Annotated in this window: 15 protein-coding genes; 14 read left to right on the forward strand and 1 reads right to left on the reverse strand. The window is 62.6% G+C overall.

All coding sequences use genetic code 11. The features are described from left to right. The first annotated feature begins 78 nt into the window (after window positions 1-78). From AU381_RS16390 to AU381_RS16440, 11 genes are all read left to right on the forward strand, one after another. The gene (locus tag AU381_RS16390; RefSeq protein WP_064242804.1) at window positions 79-1,413 is read left to right on the forward strand and encodes an ABC transporter substrate-binding protein; all 1,335 of its coding nucleotides are present in this window, start codon (window positions 79-81) and stop codon (window positions 1,411-1,413) included. Window positions 1,414-1,585: 172 nt separating this feature from the next. Next, window positions 1,586-2,362: an ABC transporter ATP-binding protein gene (locus AU381_RS16395; protein ID WP_064242805.1), complete on the forward strand. Its 777-nt coding sequence runs from the start codon at window positions 1,586-1,588 to the stop codon at window positions 2,360-2,362. 25 nt (window positions 2,363-2,387) lie between these two features. After that, the gene (locus tag AU381_RS16400; protein ID WP_064242806.1) at window positions 2,388-3,635 is read left to right on the forward strand and encodes an SfnB family sulfur acquisition oxidoreductase; all 1,248 of its coding nucleotides are present in this window, start codon (window positions 2,388-2,390) and stop codon (window positions 3,633-3,635) included. Window positions 3,636-3,937: 302 nt separating this feature from the next. Further along, window positions 3,938-5,344: an LLM class flavin-dependent oxidoreductase gene (locus tag AU381_RS16405; RefSeq protein WP_064242807.1), complete on the forward strand. Its 1,407-nt coding sequence runs from the start codon at window positions 3,938-3,940 to the stop codon at window positions 5,342-5,344. Window positions 5,345-5,369: 25 nt separating this feature from the next. Beyond that, the gene (locus AU381_RS16410) at window positions 5,370-6,638 is read left to right on the forward strand and encodes an SfnB family sulfur acquisition oxidoreductase (protein ID WP_064242808.1); all 1,269 of its coding nucleotides are present in this window, start codon (window positions 5,370-5,372) and stop codon (window positions 6,636-6,638) included. 11 nt (window positions 6,639-6,649) lie between these two features. Then, window positions 6,650-7,912 carry an SfnB family sulfur acquisition oxidoreductase gene (locus AU381_RS16415; RefSeq protein WP_064242809.1) on the forward strand — a complete coding sequence of 421 codons (1,263 nt, stop codon included), beginning with the start codon at window positions 6,650-6,652 and terminating at the stop codon, window positions 7,910-7,912. Window positions 7,913-7,962: 50 nt separating this feature from the next. Continuing rightward, entirely contained in the window at window positions 7,963-9,411 is a 1,449-nt protein-coding gene (locus tag AU381_RS16420) for an FAD/NAD(P)-binding protein (protein ID WP_064242810.1), read from the forward strand. Window positions 9,412-9,601: 190 nt separating this feature from the next. Then, window positions 9,602-10,771, forward strand: coding sequence for an FMNH2-dependent alkanesulfonate monooxygenase (gene ssuD / locus AU381_RS16425; protein ID WP_064242811.1), 1,170 nt, complete (start codon window positions 9,602-9,604; stop codon window positions 10,769-10,771). Between the two features lie 83 nt (window positions 10,772-10,854). Then, on the forward strand, window positions 10,855-11,403 hold the full coding sequence (locus AU381_RS16430) for a flavin reductase family protein (RefSeq protein ID WP_064242812.1): 549 nt from the start codon (window positions 10,855-10,857) through the stop codon (window positions 11,401-11,403). 105 nt (window positions 11,404-11,508) lie between these two features. After that, window positions 11,509-11,703, forward strand: coding sequence for a hypothetical protein (locus tag AU381_RS16435; RefSeq protein ID WP_064242813.1), 195 nt, complete (start codon window positions 11,509-11,511; stop codon window positions 11,701-11,703). A gap of 487 nt (window positions 11,704-12,190) precedes the next feature. After that, the gene (locus AU381_RS16440) at window positions 12,191-12,886 is read left to right on the forward strand and encodes a class I SAM-dependent methyltransferase (protein WP_082910079.1); all 696 of its coding nucleotides are present in this window, start codon (window positions 12,191-12,193) and stop codon (window positions 12,884-12,886) included. A 159-nt stretch (window positions 12,887-13,045) separates the two neighbouring features. Here the strand turns inward: AU381_RS16440 and AU381_RS16445 are convergent, their stop codons facing one another. Further along, entirely contained in the window at window positions 13,046-13,558 is a 513-nt protein-coding gene (locus AU381_RS16445; RefSeq protein ID WP_167353370.1) for a tyrosine-type recombinase/integrase, read from the reverse strand. Window positions 13,559-14,051: 493 nt separating this feature from the next. Here AU381_RS16445 and AU381_RS16450 point away from each other — a divergent pair, with 493 nt between their 5' ends. The 3 genes from AU381_RS16450 to AU381_RS16460 all read left to right on the forward strand — a co-directional run bounded on the left by AU381_RS16450 (window position 14,052) and on the right by AU381_RS16460 (window position 17,681). After that, the gene (locus tag AU381_RS16450; RefSeq protein ID WP_064242815.1) at window positions 14,052-15,080 is read left to right on the forward strand and encodes a substrate-binding domain-containing protein; all 1,029 of its coding nucleotides are present in this window, start codon (window positions 14,052-14,054) and stop codon (window positions 15,078-15,080) included. Window positions 15,081-15,142: 62 nt separating this feature from the next. Then, window positions 15,143-16,669, forward strand: coding sequence for a sugar ABC transporter ATP-binding protein (locus tag AU381_RS16455; protein ID WP_064242816.1), 1,527 nt, complete (start codon window positions 15,143-15,145; stop codon window positions 16,667-16,669). 22 nt (window positions 16,670-16,691) lie between these two features. Beyond that, entirely contained in the window at window positions 16,692-17,681 is a 990-nt protein-coding gene (locus tag AU381_RS16460; protein ID WP_064242817.1) for an ABC transporter permease, read from the forward strand.

A 17,681-nucleotide genomic window follows, 5' to 3' on the forward strand; every position in this document is an offset into this window, starting at 1 on the left:
TCCCAAAAGCAAGAAATCCTCTTTCCATCAATCCAGGTCCGGTGATCGCACCGGCCAATACCCGGAGTGTGTCCAGAAATGACAATCCTCAATAAATTCAAGACCGCGGCGCTCGCCGCCGGCGTCGCCCTCACGATCGCCCTGCCGGCTGCCCATGCGGACGAGCAGTATTTCCCGCTGCAGAGCTATCGCGTCGGCCCCTATGCGGCCGGCGGCACCGGTTTCTTCGGCGGGTTCATCGACTATCTGAACCTCATCAACACCCGCGACGGCGGCGTCAACGGCGTCAAGCTCACCTGGTCGGAAGCCGAGACTCAGTATGAGGTCGAACGCGGCGTCGAAGCCTATGAGCGTCTCAAGAGCAACCCGAACGTCGCCGCCTGGAACCCGCTCTCGGTCGGCATCGCCTATGCGATGATCGACCGGATCACCGCCGACAAGGTGCCGCTGATCACCATCAACCACGGCCGCACCGATTCCACCGACGGGCGCGTCTTCCCCTATGTCTTCCCGCTGCTCTTGAACCCATACAGCGAGACATCCGGCATCGTGAACTACATCGCCTCCAAGGAAGGCGGCCTTGAAAATATCAAGGGCAAGAAGATCGTCGTCCTCTATCACGGCTCGCCCTACGGCAAGGAAACGATCCCGATCTACGAGCTTCTCGCCGAGAAATACGGTTTCGAGCTGCAGCAGATCGAGGTGCCGCATCCAGGCAACGAGCAGCAGTCGCAATGGCTGACGATCCGCCGCGCCAAGCCGGACTACGTCGTGCTGCGCGGCTGGGGCGTCATGAACCCGGTGGCGCTGAAGACCGCGGCCAAGACCGGCTTCCCGGTCGACCACATCATCGGCAATGTCTGGTCGAACTCGGAAGAAGACGTGATCCCGGCAGGGGACACCGCCAAGGGCTATACAGCCATCACCACCCAGGCCTCGGGCACCGAATATCCGGTGGTCAAGGAGATCGTCTCGACGCTTTACGACAAGGGCCAGGGCAATCTCGAGGACAAGAACCGCATCGGTTCCGTCTACCACAATCTCGGCATCGTCAACGGCATCCTGAATGTCGAGGCGATCCGTATTGCCCAGGAGAAGTTCGGCAAGCGGACTCTGACCGGCGACGAGGTCCGCTGGGGCTTCGAGCACCTGCAGCTTGATCCCGCCCGCGTCGAGGCGCTCGGCGCGAAGAACCTCTTCCACTCGATCAACGTCACCTGGGACAACCACGAGGGCAACGGCTACGTCACCTTCCAGCAGTGGGACGGCAAGAAGTGGAACGTCGTTTCCGACTGGATCGCGCCGGACTGGGCGCTGCTGCGCCCGATCATCGAAAAATCTTCCGAAGCCTATGCCGCGGAGAAGGGCATCAAGTTGCGAACGGCCGAAGATGCGGAGGCCGCGACCAACTGATGGTGTCGGGTCGGGCATGGCCGAGGGTGACCCGCCATGCCCGGCCCGATCTCCAAATCGCCAGAGCGCCTTGCAGGCAGGTGGAATCACCTGACGTCGCTCAAATGCGGCAAACAAAGAAATAGAGCGGCGCGAACGGATGTGAGCGCATCCCGCTCTAGAGGAGAATGACATGGCCGATGTGGAAACCCTGCTTGCCGTCGAAGGCGTCAAGGCAACCTACAATCACGCGATCCGGGCGCTCGACGGCGTCAGCTTCACGTTGAAGCGCGGCGAGATCGTCGCGCTGCTCGGCGCCAACGGCGCCGGCAAGACGACGACGCTGAAGGCCGTATCCAACCTGCTGCCGGCCGAACGCGGGCAGGTCGTCGCCGGACGCATAAGGTTCGGCGAGCTCGACGTCGCGGCGGCCGCTCCCGCGGCGCTCGTCAGGGCAGGGCTGGTGCAGGTTCTCGAAGGCCGGCATTGCTTTCGCAGTCTGACGGTGGAGGAGAATCTCGTCTCCGGCGGGATCGGACGCAGCGCAAAGCGGGCCGAAATCGCGGCCGACCTCGAGCGGGTCTACGCCTGGTTCCCGCGCCTCAAGGAAAAGCGCCGCCTGGCAGCGGGCCTGACCTCCGGCGGCGAGCAGCAGATGACGGCGATCGGCCGGGCGTTGATGTCGCGGCCGCGTCTTCTCGTTCTCGACGAACCCTCCATGGGGCTGGCGCCGCTGGTCGTTCAGGACATTTTCCGCACCTTGCGCCGGCTCAATCGGGAGGAGGGGCTGTCGATCCTCGTCGCCGAACAGAACTCGGCCGTGGCGCTCACCTATGCCGACAGGGCCGTCATCCTCGAAAACGGCAGCAGCGTGCTGTCCGGCGATGCCCGTGATCTGAGGGCCCGCGACGACGTCAAGGCCTTCTATCTCGGACAGAAACCCGGCGCTGCCGTTCTCGCCGCCTATTGACCATTCATTGAAAGGGAGAACCCGAATGACCATTTCGACTATCAGAACACGCGATGCCGCCCATGGCGTTCCGGCGGTGCCGCGGCCAAGCGAGCCGGCGCATGTCATCAGGAGCGATTCCGAGGCGATCGAGGTGGCGAAGAAGCTCGCTGCCGAATTTGCTCCCGGTTCGGCCGCGCGCGACCGCGAACGCATCTGGCCGGTTCAGGAACTCGATGCCTTCTCGCAGAGCGGGCTCTGGTCGATCAACGTGCCGAAGAAGTTCGGCGGCCCCGAAGTCTCCTATGCGACTCTCGCCAAGGTGATCGAGATCATTTCCGCCGCCGACTCCTCGATCGGCCAGATCGCCCAGAACCATCTCGGTGTCGTTGCCGCGGTCCGCACCGTTTCCGACGAGGAGCAGCAGAAGCTGCTATTTGCGGAGGTGCTGCGCGGCACCCGCTTCGGCAACGCCTTCTCGGAATTCGGCTCGAAGCGTGCCGTCGATTTCGAGACGAAGTTCGTCGATGCCGGCGATCATGTCATCGTCAACGGGCGGAAGTTCTATTCCTCCGGCGCATTGCTCGCTCACCTGGTGCCGATCGTCGCCTTGGACGACGAGGGCCGCGCCTGGTACGCAATTGCCGAACGCGATGCGCCGGGCCTGACGGTCGTCGACGACTGGTCTTCCTTCGGCCAGCGTACGACGCTTTCCGGCACGGTCATCCTCGACAATGTCAAGGTGCCGAAGACGCACCTCGTTCCCGGCTACAAGGGCTACGAAGTGCCGACGGCGGACGGCGCGATCTTCCAGATCATCCAGGTGGCCGTGGATACCGGCATCGCCCAGGCGGCAATCGACGAAACCGTCGCCTTCGTGCGGACGAAGAGCCGTGCCTGGGTCGACAGCGGTCTCGAAAACGCCTGGGACGATCCGTACACCATCCAGGCGGTCGGCGACCTGACGCTGCGCCTCCATGCTGCGCAGGCCCTGCTCGAAAAGGCCGGATATGCGATCGACCGTGCGGTTGCAAATCCGACGGCTGAAACCGTGGCAGAGGCCCAGATCGTCACGGCGGAGGCGAAGATCCTTTCGACGGAGATCGCGATCGCTGCCACCAACAAGCTGTTCGAACTGGCCGGCACGCGCTCGACGCTCGCCGAGCACAATCTGGACCGCCATTGGCGCAATGCCCGCACCCACACGCTGCATGATCCGGTGCGCTGGAAATACGCGATCCTCGGCAAGTATTTCCTGAACGGCGAGAAACCGCCGCTCCACGCCTGGAGTTAGAGCGGGACGCGCTCACATAGGTTCGCGCCGGTCTAATCCTTTGTTCTTGCCGCATTTGCGCGACGTCAGGTGATTTCCACCTGAGTGCAAAATGCTCTGATGGCGCAGCTTGCCGTTCCTTGCCGGCGCCCGGCCGTTGGATCCGCCCGGGCGCCGGTTGCCGTTATCGGCTTTCTTCAAGCCAGGGCGAGCGAAGAAAAAACTTCCGCGCTTAAATACATAAAAAACATAGATTGACTGTATAGTAGCTGGCGACCTGCGATGCTGATGACGAACCTCGCCCGAGCCGGACGGAGACTCCGATGAGCAAGACCATTCGCTTCAACGCCTTCGACATGAACTGCGTTGGCCACCAGTCGCCGGGGCTATGGGCGCATCCGCGCGACAGGTCCTTCAAATACAAGGACCTGGACTATTGGCAGGACTTGGCGCGGACGCTCGAGCGCGGCGTCTTCGACGGCATCTTCATCGCCGACGTGATCGGCTACTACGACGTCTACAAGGGCAGCAACTACCACGCGCTCCATCAGGCGGCGCAGATTCCGGTCAACGACCCGCTGCAGCTCGCCGCGCCGATCGCGCTGGCGACCGAGCATCTCGGCATCGGCATCACCGCGTCGATCTCCTTCGAGCATCCCTACACCTTCGCAAGGCGGCTTTCGACGGCGGATCATCACACCAGAGGTCGGGTCGGCTGGAACATCGTCACGTCCTATCTCGAAAGCGGCGCGAAGAATGTCGGGCAGGGAGGCCTGCGCAAGCATGACGACCGCTACGCCGTCGCTCGGGAGTATCTGGAGGTGATCTACAAGCTGCTCGAAGGCTCCTGGGAGGATGGCGCGGTCGTGCGCGACCGGGATGCCCGGGTCTTCACGCATCCCGAAAAGGTCCACGAGATCGGCCATCGCGGCAAATATTTCGAGGTTCCGGGCTATCATCTCTCCGAACCCTCGCCGCAGCGCACCCCGGTTCTCTATCAGGCCGGCGCGTCCGGGCCGGGCAAGAAGTTTGCGGCGGAGCACGCTGAATGCGTGTTCGTCGCGGCGCAGACGAAGACCATCCTTCGCAACTATGTCGCCGACATCCGGGCGAGAGCCGCGGCGGCGGGACGTTCTCCCGAAAGCATCAAGATCTACAATCTGCTGACGGTGATCGTCGACGAGACCGACGAGAAGGCGCGCGCCAAGTTCCGCGACTATCTCGACTACGTCTCCTATGACGGCTCGCTGGTCTTCATGTCCGGCTGGACCGGCATCGATTTCTCCCGCTACGAGCCGGACGACCTGGTGCGGAAGGTGGAGACGAACGCAATCCATTCGGCGGTCGAAAGCCTCTCCGAAGGCGATCCGAACAAGCGCTGGACGATCCGGGAGCTCGCCGAATGGGGCGGGATCGGCGGCATGGGCCCCGTCGTCGTCGGTTCCGCCGCGACGGTTGCCGACGAATTGGAGCAGTGGGTCGAGGACACCGGCGTCGACGGCTTCAACCTCGCCTATGCGGTCACGCCCGAGACCTTCGAGGACATCGTCGGCCATCTCGTTCCGGAGCTGCAGAAGCGCGGCGTCTATCCGCGCGAATACCGTCCGGGAACGCTGCGCGAAAAGCTGTTCGGACAGGGGCCCCGCCTCGAGGCGCCGCATCCCGGCGCGAACTACCGCGACATCGAAGCCATCAAACGCAGCGAAGCGCTGCGCGCCACCGGCAGCTAACCCTGTTCTCAAGGAGCATCGAGCCATGGGTACTCTTTCCAACGCCAAGATCGACTATTCCGTCCATCCCCGTGTCAATTCGCACGATCCTGTACCGCCCCGCCCGAAGCCGGCGACGCCGGCCCATGTCATCACCAGCGACGCGGAGGCGATCGAGATCGCCGAACGTCTGGCGGAACGGTTCAAGGCGGGTGCGGCTCTGCGCGACCGAGAAGGCCTGCTGCCGATCGCCGAACTGGACGAATATTCCCAGAGCGGCCTCTGGAGCATCAACGTGCCGAAGGCCTATGGTGGTCCGGAAGTCTCCTATGCGACGCTCGCACGGGTGATCGCCACGATCGCCGCGGCCGATCCGGCAATCGCCCAGATCACCCAGAACCATCTGGCCATCGTCGCGACGGTCGATCTCGACGGCACCGAGGAACAGAAGAAGCTGTTCTTCTCCTGGGCGCTTCAAGGCATCCGCTACGGCAATGCGTTCTCGGAACTGAAGAGCAAGACGGTCGCGGCCTTCGAGACCAAGGTCGTCTTCGACGGCGACGACGTGATCGTCAATGGCGAGAAGTTCTACACGACCGGCGCGCTCCTCGCCCATGTCGTGCCGATCGTCGGCGTCGACGAGAACGGGCAGGGCTATCTGGTTTTTGCCGACCGCGATGCTCCCGGCCTGACGGTCACCAACAACTGGTCGAGCTTCGGCCAGCGCACCACGGCCTCCGGGTCCGTCAAGATCGAAAATGTCCGGGTGCCACGGGCGCGCGCGGTCCACGTCACCTCCTTCGACCATCCGACGATCGGCGGTCCGGTCTCACAGATCATCCAGGCGGCCATAGATGCCGGCATCGCGCGCGGCGCGATCGAGGATACGATCGCCTTCGTCAAGAACCATAGCCGGCCATGGGTCGACAGCGGCAAGGAGACCGCCGGCGAGGATCTGTTCACGATCGCGGCGATCGGCGACCTGAAGATCAAGCTGCACGCCGCCGAGGCGCTGCTGGAAATCGCCGGGCGTAGCATCGACGTCGCCAAGACGGACCCGACGCTGGAGACGGTCTCGGAGGCGACGATCAAGACCGGCGAGTCCAAGGTATTGACGACCGAAATCGCCATTCTCGCGACGAACAAGCTTTTTGAACTCGCCGGTACGCGCTCGACGCTTGCCGAGCACAATCTCGACCGGCACTGGCGCAACGCCCGCGTCCATACCCTGCACGATCCGGTGCGCTGGAAGTTCTACCACGTGGGGAATTACTACCTGAACGGCGTCAACCCGCCGCGCCACGCCTGGAACTGAGGCGAGAAGCGATGAGCGAGAACGACCGCAGACTGCACCGGGAGGCCGCGCTTATCGCCGGCCGTCCTGCGCCTCATGTGCCGCCGCGCCGGACAAAAGCCTACCGCATCAAGGATGACCGGGAAGCGGTCGCCGTCGCTCGGGAGCTGGCGCGCGAATTCGCCATCGGCGCCGCCGAGCGCGACCGCGAGCGCCGTCTGCCGCTCGCGGAGATAGAGCGCTTCTCGCAATCCGGCCTCTGGGCGATCACCGTCCCGAAGGCCCATGGCGGGGCCGGGGTCTCCGCCGTTACCCTTGCCGAAGTCACGGCGATCATCTCGGCGGCCGATTCGAGCATCGGACAGATTCCGCAGAACCACTTCTATATGGTCGAGGCACTGCGGCTCGCCGGCAGCGAAGAACAGAAGAGGCATTTCTTCGGGCGCATCCTCGATGGGGATCGCCTCGGCAATGCATTCACGGAAATCGGCACGAGGACACCGGTCGATTTCAGGACGCGTCTTCGCAAAGAGAACGGCAGACTGTTGCTCAACGGCCAGAAATTCTACTCGACCGGTTCGCTCTTCGCCCACATCGTCGTCGCCGTGGCGAAGGACGAGAACGAACGCGTGAACCTCGTCTTCATCGATCGGGCGACGCCCGGGCTCGATCTCGTCGATGACTGGACTTCGTTCGGCCAGCGCTCGACGGGCAGCGGTACGGTTACCTTCGACGACGTCGAGGTCACCGCCTTTGAGGTCGTCGACCATGACGGCGTTTTCGAACGGCCGACGCCGATGGGGCCCTTGGCGCAGATCGTTCACTCGGCAGTCCAGGTCGGCCTGGCGCGCGGTGCACTTGCTGAAACGATCTCCTATGTGCGGGCGCATGCGCGGCCGTTCTTCGAGCTCTCTATCAAGCATGGATTCGAGGATCCGCACACGATCCATGCGGTGGGGGACGTCTCGATCCGCGTCCACGCGGCCGATGCGCTGCTCGCCCGTGCGGGCCGATTGCTCGACGCCGCTACGGAAACTCCGACGGAAGACACGGTCGCCGTGGCATCGATCGCCGTCGCGGAGGTCAAGGCGCTCGCGACCGAGACCGCCCAACTTGCGTCGACGAAGTTGATCGAACTCGGCGGAGCGCGCTCGACCCTTGAGAGCTACGGCCTCGATCGCTTCTGGCGCAATGCCCGGACCCACTCGCTGCACGATCCGGTGCGGTGGAAATACCACCATATCGGCAATTATTACCTGAACGGGCTGTTGCCTCCGCGGCACGGCGCAATTTGATCTTCGACGTGTCCTGTTGACCGGAGCGCTGTCGACTGCGGAGGTGCAGCATGCGGAAATTCGAACCTTTGCCAGTGGTGGCCATCGTCGGAGGCGGCTTCAGCGGGGCGGCGGTCGCGCTGCATCTGGCGCGCAGCCGGGAACCGGGACCAGAGGCGCGCGTCGTCGTGTTTGAACCGCGCGCCAGGCTCGGGGCCGGTCTCGCTTACGACACGGCGGAACCGACAAACCGGATCAATGTGCCGGCCGGCAGGATGAGCCTCTATCCGGACGAGCCGGAGAGTTTCGTCCGCTATCTGGAACGCGTAAACGCGCTCGCAGGCGATCCAGATGCCCTGACCGCGGACCGCGTGCCTTATCCCCGCCGATCCGTGTTCGGCGATTATGTGGCGAGCGAGCTTGCGCCTTATCTCTCAAGCGGCGCGATCGAGCACCGTCGCGTCCGCGTGCTCGGCATCAGGCGCTCGGCGGGTCAGTGGACGATCTCCACCAGCGACGATCGGGAAATGGTGGCCGACGTCGTGGTGATCGCGGTCAGCCACCCGGCGCCGGCTCCGCCGAAAGCCCTATTGCCCGTCCTGTCGCATCCGAAGCTGATGGCCGATCCGACGAAGGGCGGCGCGCTCGAGGTCATTGCGCCAGCAGATCGGGTCCTCATCGTCGGAAACGGTCTGACGTCGGCGGATGTCGTCGCCGCGCTGGAGCAGCGGGGCCACTACGGTCCCATCATTTCCATCTCGCGCCGCGGCCTGCGGTCCCGAGGCCATCCCGCCGTCGCGCAGGATCCCTATGGCGACTTCGTCTCCGAACCGATCACGCGCGCCTCCGAGCTTCTCCGCCGCATTCGCCAGACGCTGCGTGCGGCCCGGCAACGGGGTCTGGACTGGCATCCCGTCCTCGATGCCGTGCGGGCGCAAGGCCAGCAAATCTGGCAGGCCCTGCCTGTTATCGAGCGCCGGCGCATCGCCCGACTTGCGCGGTCCTATTGGGACGTTCATCGATTCCGAATAGCGCCGCAGGTCGAGATGGTTCTCGACCGGGCGGTGGAAAGCGGCAGGCTCAACATTCTAGCCGCCTCCGTGGCATCTGCGGCGATTGAAGGGCAACATATTGTGGTTGACCTCAAGGAAAGGGTTCTCGGCGCGCAGCGTCGGATCGCCGTGGACGCCATCGTCGTCACCACCGGTCCCGCTCACGGCAGCATCCTGAGTTCCCAGCCCTTCCTTGCAGGTCTGGAAGACGCCGGCGTGCTGACAGCATGCGAAACCGGGCTCGGCATTGCTTGCGGTCGCGACGCCCGCGCCGTCGGCGCCGATAGTCTTTCGAACCGGTGGCTTTTCGTAGCGGGGCCGCTCGCACGCGGAACTTTCGGCGAACTGATGGGGCTCCCGCAGGTGACCGAGCATGCGGTATTCGTTGCCCGTGAAGTCGAAGCGCTCCTGGCGGTCGACGCGCCGGTCAGCAAAACCGGTCAGGGCGGTTGGGCGGCGAGGGGATAGCACGGGCATTCGCGTCCTGGTCCGAGTGTGACGGATAATCTCGGGGAAGGCTTTTTCTTTGAAAAAGTGTTCCTTATTAAAACTATAGATTATGATATGATCGCAACATGATCGGTGATGGACAGCGGTCGGAGGCGGATCACGATGGCTCGCAGTCAGACGCTGGGGCCTTTCGGATGAAAGGATAAAAATGACCAAAACTGACAAACCGCTCGATTTCCATTGGTTCATCCCATCCTCGGGAGACGGCGTCTATCTCGGATCCGATGACCTGAGCCGGCCCTCCGATCCCGGCTATTTCCGCGAGATCGCAACGGCTGTCGATCGCCTCGGCTATTCCGGCGTGCTTATCCCGACCGGGGTCGCCTGCGAAGAATCCTTCATACTAGCGGCCAATCTTGCGGCGTTCACGGAAAAGCTGAAGTTCCTGGTCGCCGTTCGTCCCGGTATCGCGTCGCCTGCCTACTATGCCCGTCTCGCCTCGACGCTCGATCGCGTCTCTAATGGCCGTCTGCTCCTCAATATTGTCGCGGGTGGAAGCGCCCAGGAGCTCGCCGGCGACGGTATCTTCCTTGCCCATGACGAGCGTTACGCCCATGCGGAGGAGTTCTTCCAGGTCTTCAATCGGCTCCTCGAGACCGGCAAGGCCAACCTCGATGGTAAATACATAAAGGCTCATGATGCACAGCTCGGCTTCCCGCCGGTGCAGGAACCGCGCCCGCCGCTCTATTTCGGCGGATCGTCCGATGCAGCCATCGAGTTTTCCGCCGGTCTCGTCGACAAATATCTCACCTGGGGCGAGACGCCGGACCAGGTCGCCGAAAAGATCACGAAGGTGCGCAAGGCTGCTGCCGCCAGGGGACGTGAAGTGACCTTCGGCATCCGCCTGCACTTCATCGTGCGCGAAACCGACGAGGAGGCCTGGGCCGCAGCCGACCGGCTGATCTCCAAACTTTCCGACGAGACGATCGCCGCCGCGCAGGAAGGATTTGCAAAAAATTCCGATTCTGTGGGGCAGGCGCGCATGCTGGCTCTTCACGGGGGTCGCCGCGACAAGCTCGAGGTTTCACCCAATCTTTGGGCCGGCATCGGACTCGTCCGCTCAGGCGCGGGGACCGCGCTCGTAGGCTCGCCGAAAACGGTGGCAGCGCGCCTGAAGGAATATCAGGACCTCGGCATCGATACGGTGATCGCCTCCGGCTATCCACATCTTGAGGAAGCCTATCGCGTGTCCGAGCTGCTGTTCCCGGAAATTGGTCTCGGTGGCCCGCGCAACCAGATCCGCTCGTCCTTTGGTGAGCGGCAGGTTTTTGGTGGCGGCGGGCATGGCGGCAATCTCCGGGTCGTGGCGGGCTCCTGATCTCCCGGTTGGGCAGCCAATGGGTGGCCTTGGCGGGCTGCTGATCTGGTGCTGGTAAAGTTCCTGAACGAGGAGTGATTTAGATGTCGGTTCAGCCTTCCGTACGCACATTCGATGACGAAAGGATAGCCAGCCCTTTAGCGAACCGCCCGGTCGACGCTGACGGTTTGAAAACGGCGCTGCGCGCCCTGGGTGGCGGCGTCAGCATCATAACGGCGGGAGAGGGAGAGGTGCGCACCGGAGCCACGGTCACCTCGGCGACTGCCCTTTCCGTTGATCCGCCGCGCATGCTCGTTTCCCTCAACCATTCCTCCTCGACCTGGCCCGTCGTTGAGCGTTTCGGCCACTTCTGCGTAAATATTGTCGGCTCGTCGCACGAAGCACTTGCCAATCAGTTTGCCGGCCGCGGCGGCTTGAAGGGGGTGGACCGTTACCGCGGCGCCGCGTGGACGCGCCTCGTGAGCGGAGCACCGGTCCTTGAGGATGCGGCCGCGGCAATAGACTGCGAGGTCGAGGAGGCGATCCAACGGCACAGCCATGCGATCGTGCTTGGCCGCGTCGTTGCTATTCGCATCGGCAATGGCAGTTCGCTGGTTTACCGCGATGGCCGGTACCTTGCGCTCGGTAGCTAAGCCGTCCACCAGCGGTCGCGCTCAAGATCGAAATTATTGACGAATTCCAGAATGCGGCGAGACTGGGCGCCGCCTCAAGACGGTCCAAGCGAGAGGAATGACCAAATGCCGCTCGGTATGGTGAACTTTTCCTTCGATCTTTTCGCCCCTTGGCGCAGGCCAGCCGAGGCGTGCGACATCCGCTCCGCGAGCGTGGCTGCGAAAAGGCAGGATGACGGCGAAACCGTCCCCGCGGTCCGATCCGAAGAGGAGCGGGTACGCGAACAGGCGCTGTTCTGGGGCCTCTTTCCGGTTCTTTAAGTCGGATGAGGAAGTGTGTGAAGCGGTTTTTCGCGCGCATTCCGTGTCTTGGCCTTGGAACCGATCCGGGTCCAAGCCGCCCGAGGCCCTCACAACGAGAAGACGCCTGTCCGGCTGGCGATCGTCAGTGGACGATGCATCTGAGATGGGATTCATTACACATCACCTCCGTCATCGACATGCTGACCACGAGTACTGTGGGGTCGAAGTGGGCTAAGGGCTCAACCCTGCCGATCGCTGCGGGCAAACTGCACGGCCGAAGATCGGACTAAGCCGTCGTTCTAATCCTGGCGCCGACAGCGCTTTCCGCTAACGTGTTCTCGAGGGTCTCACTCGGGTCGGATCGCCATCCACTGACACTGACACCAATGACCGGGTCGTGAGCGGAAATTCGGCAGCCCCTCGGCTGGCGCTGTCGCGTTGGATGCTGCTTAACGGCGTGCAGGCGGCAGTGAAATGATCGGGCGTTCCCGATGAGGATCGTGAGATGGCAAAGTTCGTGGCGACAAATCCCGAAGCCTACGAAGCGTATGTTGGGCGAGGCAGTCAGCGTCTCGCCCCGGCCTTCGTGCGCTTCGCCGGTGTTTCAGTCAACGAGCGAGTCCTAGACGTCGGCTGTGGCACGGGGTATTTGACACGCGCAATCGCGGCAGCGCATGCGCGAGCAACCGGTATCGATCTGTCAATATCATATGTAGATTTCGCGCGACGCACGACTGCCGACGAGAAGGTCATTTTTGACGTTGGTGATGCCCTGGATCTACCTTACTCAGATGGCGTTTTTGAACGCGCGCTGTCCATGCTCGCTCTTGATCTGCTGCCCGACGCGACCCGAGGCCTACGCGAATTCTGCCGGGTTACCCGGGTAGGAGGCACTGTCGCAGTAGTCGTCAACAACTTCCGCTGCGGCTGGACACCCTTCAGTTTAGTTTGGGATGCGGCGGCGGTGCTCGATCCTTATGGAGCAGCGATGCGCGATGAAATGGTGTCCAAGCCGCTGGGTTGGCCCGGCGGACTCGCAAAACTGTTCGGTGTGGTCGGTTTCGCGAATGTGGTGGAAGAACCGCTCAGCGCGGTCTTTGAGTACCGGTCGTTCGGAGACTATTGGTCCAGCTTTCTCACCGGGCAGGGAAAGACCGGCGCTATGTCACGAATCTCGAAGGCGCGCTACGCAGCGAATTAGAGCGCCACGTCAAGACGGCCTATCTTTGTGGCATGCTGGATGGTCCACGCGCCTTTGCCACCTCGTTCTGGGCTGTTCGCGGCGAGGTTCCAACTCAGCGGTAGCGACCCATGGGCGCAAAGCCGTTGCTCACGTGTCTAACGAGAGTCCGCTTCGGGCTCAAACGAGCCATTCCCGGTCCTCGTCCCCTACGGCAGCAACGGGTCGAGTTTGGCCCTCGGCGGGCCGGCCAGCGGCGCCTCTGTTCAAAGCGCCGCTAAGTCCGATACTCGACACCCACCGCTCGACGATCCTGCCATATTGCCGCGTCGACAGATGCGGTAAAGCGCGGACGCGGCTTGGAAACAGGTAATCCCGTTCACCGAGTCTGCGACTTCCGATCCATCCCGCGACAGCCTCCCGCGTTTGATCGGTCAGTTCGAATTGCGCGGGTCGGCCGGTCTTCCTCTGAATGATGATCGCCCGATCGCGAACCCTTCCGGAAATCGCGACATCAGCAACTGAGATCGCGACGAGATCACAAGCTCGCAATTTGCTGTCGATCGCGAGATTGAACAGCGCCAGGTCGCGCACCGCACCCGCCATTTGGAGGCGGGTTCGGATGGCCCACACCTCCTTCGGCTTCAATGGAGGCTTCTGACTGATAATGCGGCCGGAGTTCCAACTGGACATAGCTTCCTCCCGAAAACCACCCTCCACAGCCGCAGCGCTTATCATCAAGCGCGCCGATGATAATCTTCTTAGAAGTGATACTGGGAGTGGAAAGCGGAGATCTGCTGCCCCTTAAGTTCAGTTCGGCCGAGGGAAGTGGACATTGACACCGGCGCTGCCAAGGCGACTCGACACGCCAATCCTACGTTGTCCTTCGGCGTCACAGGTCATACGCAAGTCGGATGAGGTCAGGCATTTATTCGCATGTGCCGTGGTCGAAAAACCGGCGCTGACGCGGCCCTAACCGGGCCGGCGCGGCGGGAAGACGCACGGACTGCGCCGGGAGCCGACGCATGAATTATAATTCACGTCATGAATTATATTGACAAGAAATGCCCTTTGCGTTTAGCTGCCCATACCGGACTTCGAGGAGGAAATCCGGTTTTCACTGAGACCGGCGTCTGTTCGGCGCCCTCGGGCTTTTTGGGAGGGGCTTCGGCCTCGAGGAGGACACTTGCGCAGTTTTTTCAACACGACCGCGATGGCGGTCCTTGCGGCAACTCTTTTTGCCGGTTCCGCGGCCGCCGAGACGGAGAACCCGTTCCGCTGCAAGCCGGGCGAAAAATACGTCATGAACGTCATGGTCTCGGGCGTCGAATACTGGTTCCCGGTCTATGAAATGTTCAAGCAGGCGGGCCAGCAGTTCGGCTGCGAAACGGAATATACGGGCACGCCGGAATATGACGTCAACAAACAGATCGCCACCTTCGACCAGGCACTGGCACAGAACCCGGCCGGCATTCTCGTTCATCCGATGAACTCCGACCCGTTCATCGAGCCGATCAACCGCGCGATCGACCAGGGCACGGCGGTCGTCACCTTCGCGGCCGACTCGCCGCTCTCCAAGCGCGTGTCCTTCATCACGTCGGACAACACCCGCGAAGGCATCTATGCCGCCGACGCAATCGCGGAGAAGATGGGCGGCAAGGGTGAATATGCGGTTCTGGAAAATCCGGGTCAGGACAACCACGACAAGCGCATCGCGGCTTTCATCGGCCGCATGGAGGAGAAGTGGCCGGATATGAAGCTGGTCGGCCGTGCTGCCTCCAACCAGGATCCGACCAAGGCCTATCAGGGTCTCAACAGCATCATCCAGGCCAATCCGAACCTCGGCGCCGTCTTCATGCCGGAGGCAAATTCCGCGATCGGTGCCGCCCAGGCCAACAAGGAAAGCGGCGGCAAGGTCCTCGTCATGTGCGCGGACGTCAACGCCAATATCCTCGACATGATCAAGGCCGGCGAGGTCTTCGGTTCGATCAACCCGAACCAGGGCATGCAGGGCTATATGGGCTTCATGTTGCTTTGGCTCGCCAAGCATCCGGAACTGATCGATCCGATGAACGACGCCAAGCGCTCCGGCTTCAACCCGATGAGCATCCCGGTCGTCGACAATGGGCTCTCCATCGTGACGGCAGAAAATGCCGATGACTTCTATTGGGACAAATATCTGAAGCGTCGCGGCACGAACGGTATCGAGGAGTAAGCTCCGGATTTGCGCCATCCGCGCCTCATGGCGCGGATGGTCTCAGGGAGGGGAGGAACACGATGGCGAAGCCTGTGCTGACAATTCATCGCGTCACCAAGCACTTCGGTGCGGTGAAGGCGCTGACGGACGTCGAGTTCATGCTCGAACGCGGTGAGATCCATGCGCTCTGCGGCGAGAACGGCGCCGGAAAGTCGACATTGATGAACATCATCGCAGGCGTACTGCAGCCGACCGAGGGTGAGATCCGCATGGACGGGAAGGTCGTGCGGATATCCTCACCAGCCGTCGCCCAATCGCTCGGCATTGGTCTCGTGCATCAGGAAATCGCCCTCTGCCCGGATGTGACGGTTGCGGAAAACATGTTCATGGCGGCGACCGACCGCCGCCGTGCCCCCTTCATGAACTACCGCGCGCTCGAACGTGACGCGCAGGCCGTAATGAACCGGCTGGGCGCAATCGACGTCGGCCGCAAGGTTGCGGACCTACCGATTTCCAGCCAGCAGCTCGTCGAGATCGCCAAGGCTTTGACGCTCGACTGCCGGGTGCTGATCCTGGACGAGCCGACCGCGGCGCTCGCCGAAAGCGAGGCGCAGCAGCTCTTTTCGATTATCCGCGATCTCAAGGCGAACGGCATATCAATCATCTATATCAGTCATCGCATGGCCGAGATATTCAGCCTCTGTGACCGGGTAACCGTGTTCCGCGACGGCCGTTACGTCTCTACCGATCGCATTGCCGACATCACGCCGGATGACGTGGTACGCCGGATGGTGGGGCGCGAGATCACGCAGCTCTACCCGGAAAAGATCGGACCGGGTGAGGCGTCTGGCGAGCTGGTCTTCGAGGTGGACAACATCGGCGACGGCGAGCGTTTCCATGGCGTCAGCTTCGCGCTGCGCAAGGGCGAGATTCTTGGCATCGGCGGCCTGATCGGATCCGGCCGCACGGAAATCGCCGAGGGTATATGCGGGCTTCGAGCGCGCACGGCCGGTGCAGTACGCCTCCGCGGCAAGACGCAGAAGATCAATTCCTATTCCGATGCGGTGAAGGCCGGGCTCGTTTATCTCTCGGAGGACCGAAAGGGCGCTGGCATCTTTCTGGAGATGTCGATCGCGCAGAACATTTCCGTGCTGGAACTGAAGTCGCTGACGAATTCCGTCGGTCTCATGAACGGGCGTGCGGAGGCCGCGCTTGCTGAGGATTTCGCCCGGCGGCTTGCAGTGCGGATGGGCGGTGTCGAGGCCCCCGTAAAATCGCTCTCCGGCGGTAACCAGCAGAAGGTCGCGATCGCCAAGCAGCTCGCGGTGAAGCCGAAGGTCATCCTGATGGACGAGCCAACACGCGGCATCGATGTCGGTGCGAAGGCGGAGATTCACCGCCTGCTGCGCGAGCTTGCCCGCTCGGGCATCGGCATTGTCGTCATCTCTTCGGAAATGCCGGAGCTGCTCGGGCTCTCGGACCGCGTGCTCGTCGTCCGGGAGGGTCGCATAGCCGGGGAGCTCGGCATTGACGAGATGACGGAGGAGGCTGTGATCCGCCTCGCCTCGGGGGTGGGAACGGCAAGGGCGGCAAGCCATGCAGCGTGACGAGAAATTGGGAGGGACGGGAATGGCAATCGACACGATGGCGGCAGGCGCGCCGAAGACATCGTCCTGGAAACGCATCGGCAGGATGCGCGAGGCGGGGCTGATAGCGATCATCCTCGCACTCTGCGTGATCATGAGTTTCGCCTCGCCGCACTTTCTGACACTCGGCAACTTCCGCGCCATGTTGATGAGTTTTTCGGTCGAAGGCATCGTCGTCGTGGGCATGACGATCTTGCTTATCGTCGGCGGCATCGATCTCGCGGTTGGCTCCGTCGTCTGCTTTGCGATGGTGCTCTCGGGTTCGCTCTTCCTGGCCGGCCTCGACCCTTGGACGGCCTCGCTCGTCGGCATCGCCGCGAGCAGCGTGATCGGCGGCATCATGGGTTTCTTCGTGACGATCGTGGGCCTCAACCACTTCATCACGTCGCTCGCTGCCATGGTGATCGTGCGCGGGCTTTGCCTCATCATCACAAAGGGCACGCCGCTCTCGCTCTTCACGCTGCCGGCGGGCTTCAAGGCGGTGGGGCAGGGCACGTTCTACGGCGTTCCCTATGTCATCCTGATCTTCGTCGCCGTCGTCATCCTGTTCGACTTCCTGCTGCGCCGGGCAACCGCCTTCCGCAAGGTCTTCTACACCGGCAGCAACGAGAAGGCGGCGCTCTATTCCGGCATCAAGACCAATCGGGTGAAATTCTGGGTGACGGTGCTCTGCTCGACGCTCGCAGGTGTTGCAGGCGTCATCTACATGTCCCGCTTCGGCGCCGCGACCCCCACCTTCGGCGTTGGCATGGAACTCAACATCATTGCGGCGGCGGTAATCGGCGGCGCCTCGCTCAACGGCGGCTCCGGCACGATCCTCGGCGCCATCCTCGGCATCGCGCTTCTCTCTGTCGTCACCAGCTCGCTGATCCTGCTGGACGTCTCGGTCTATTGGCAGGACATGATCAAGGGGTGCATTCTGCTCGCTGCCGTTTCCATCGACCATTTCCTGCACAAGCGGAAGGCCGCCTGA

The organism is Sinorhizobium glycinis (genome assembly GCF_001651865.1).
Taxonomy (GTDB): domain Bacteria; phylum Pseudomonadota; class Alphaproteobacteria; order Rhizobiales; family Rhizobiaceae; genus Sinorhizobium; species Sinorhizobium glycinis.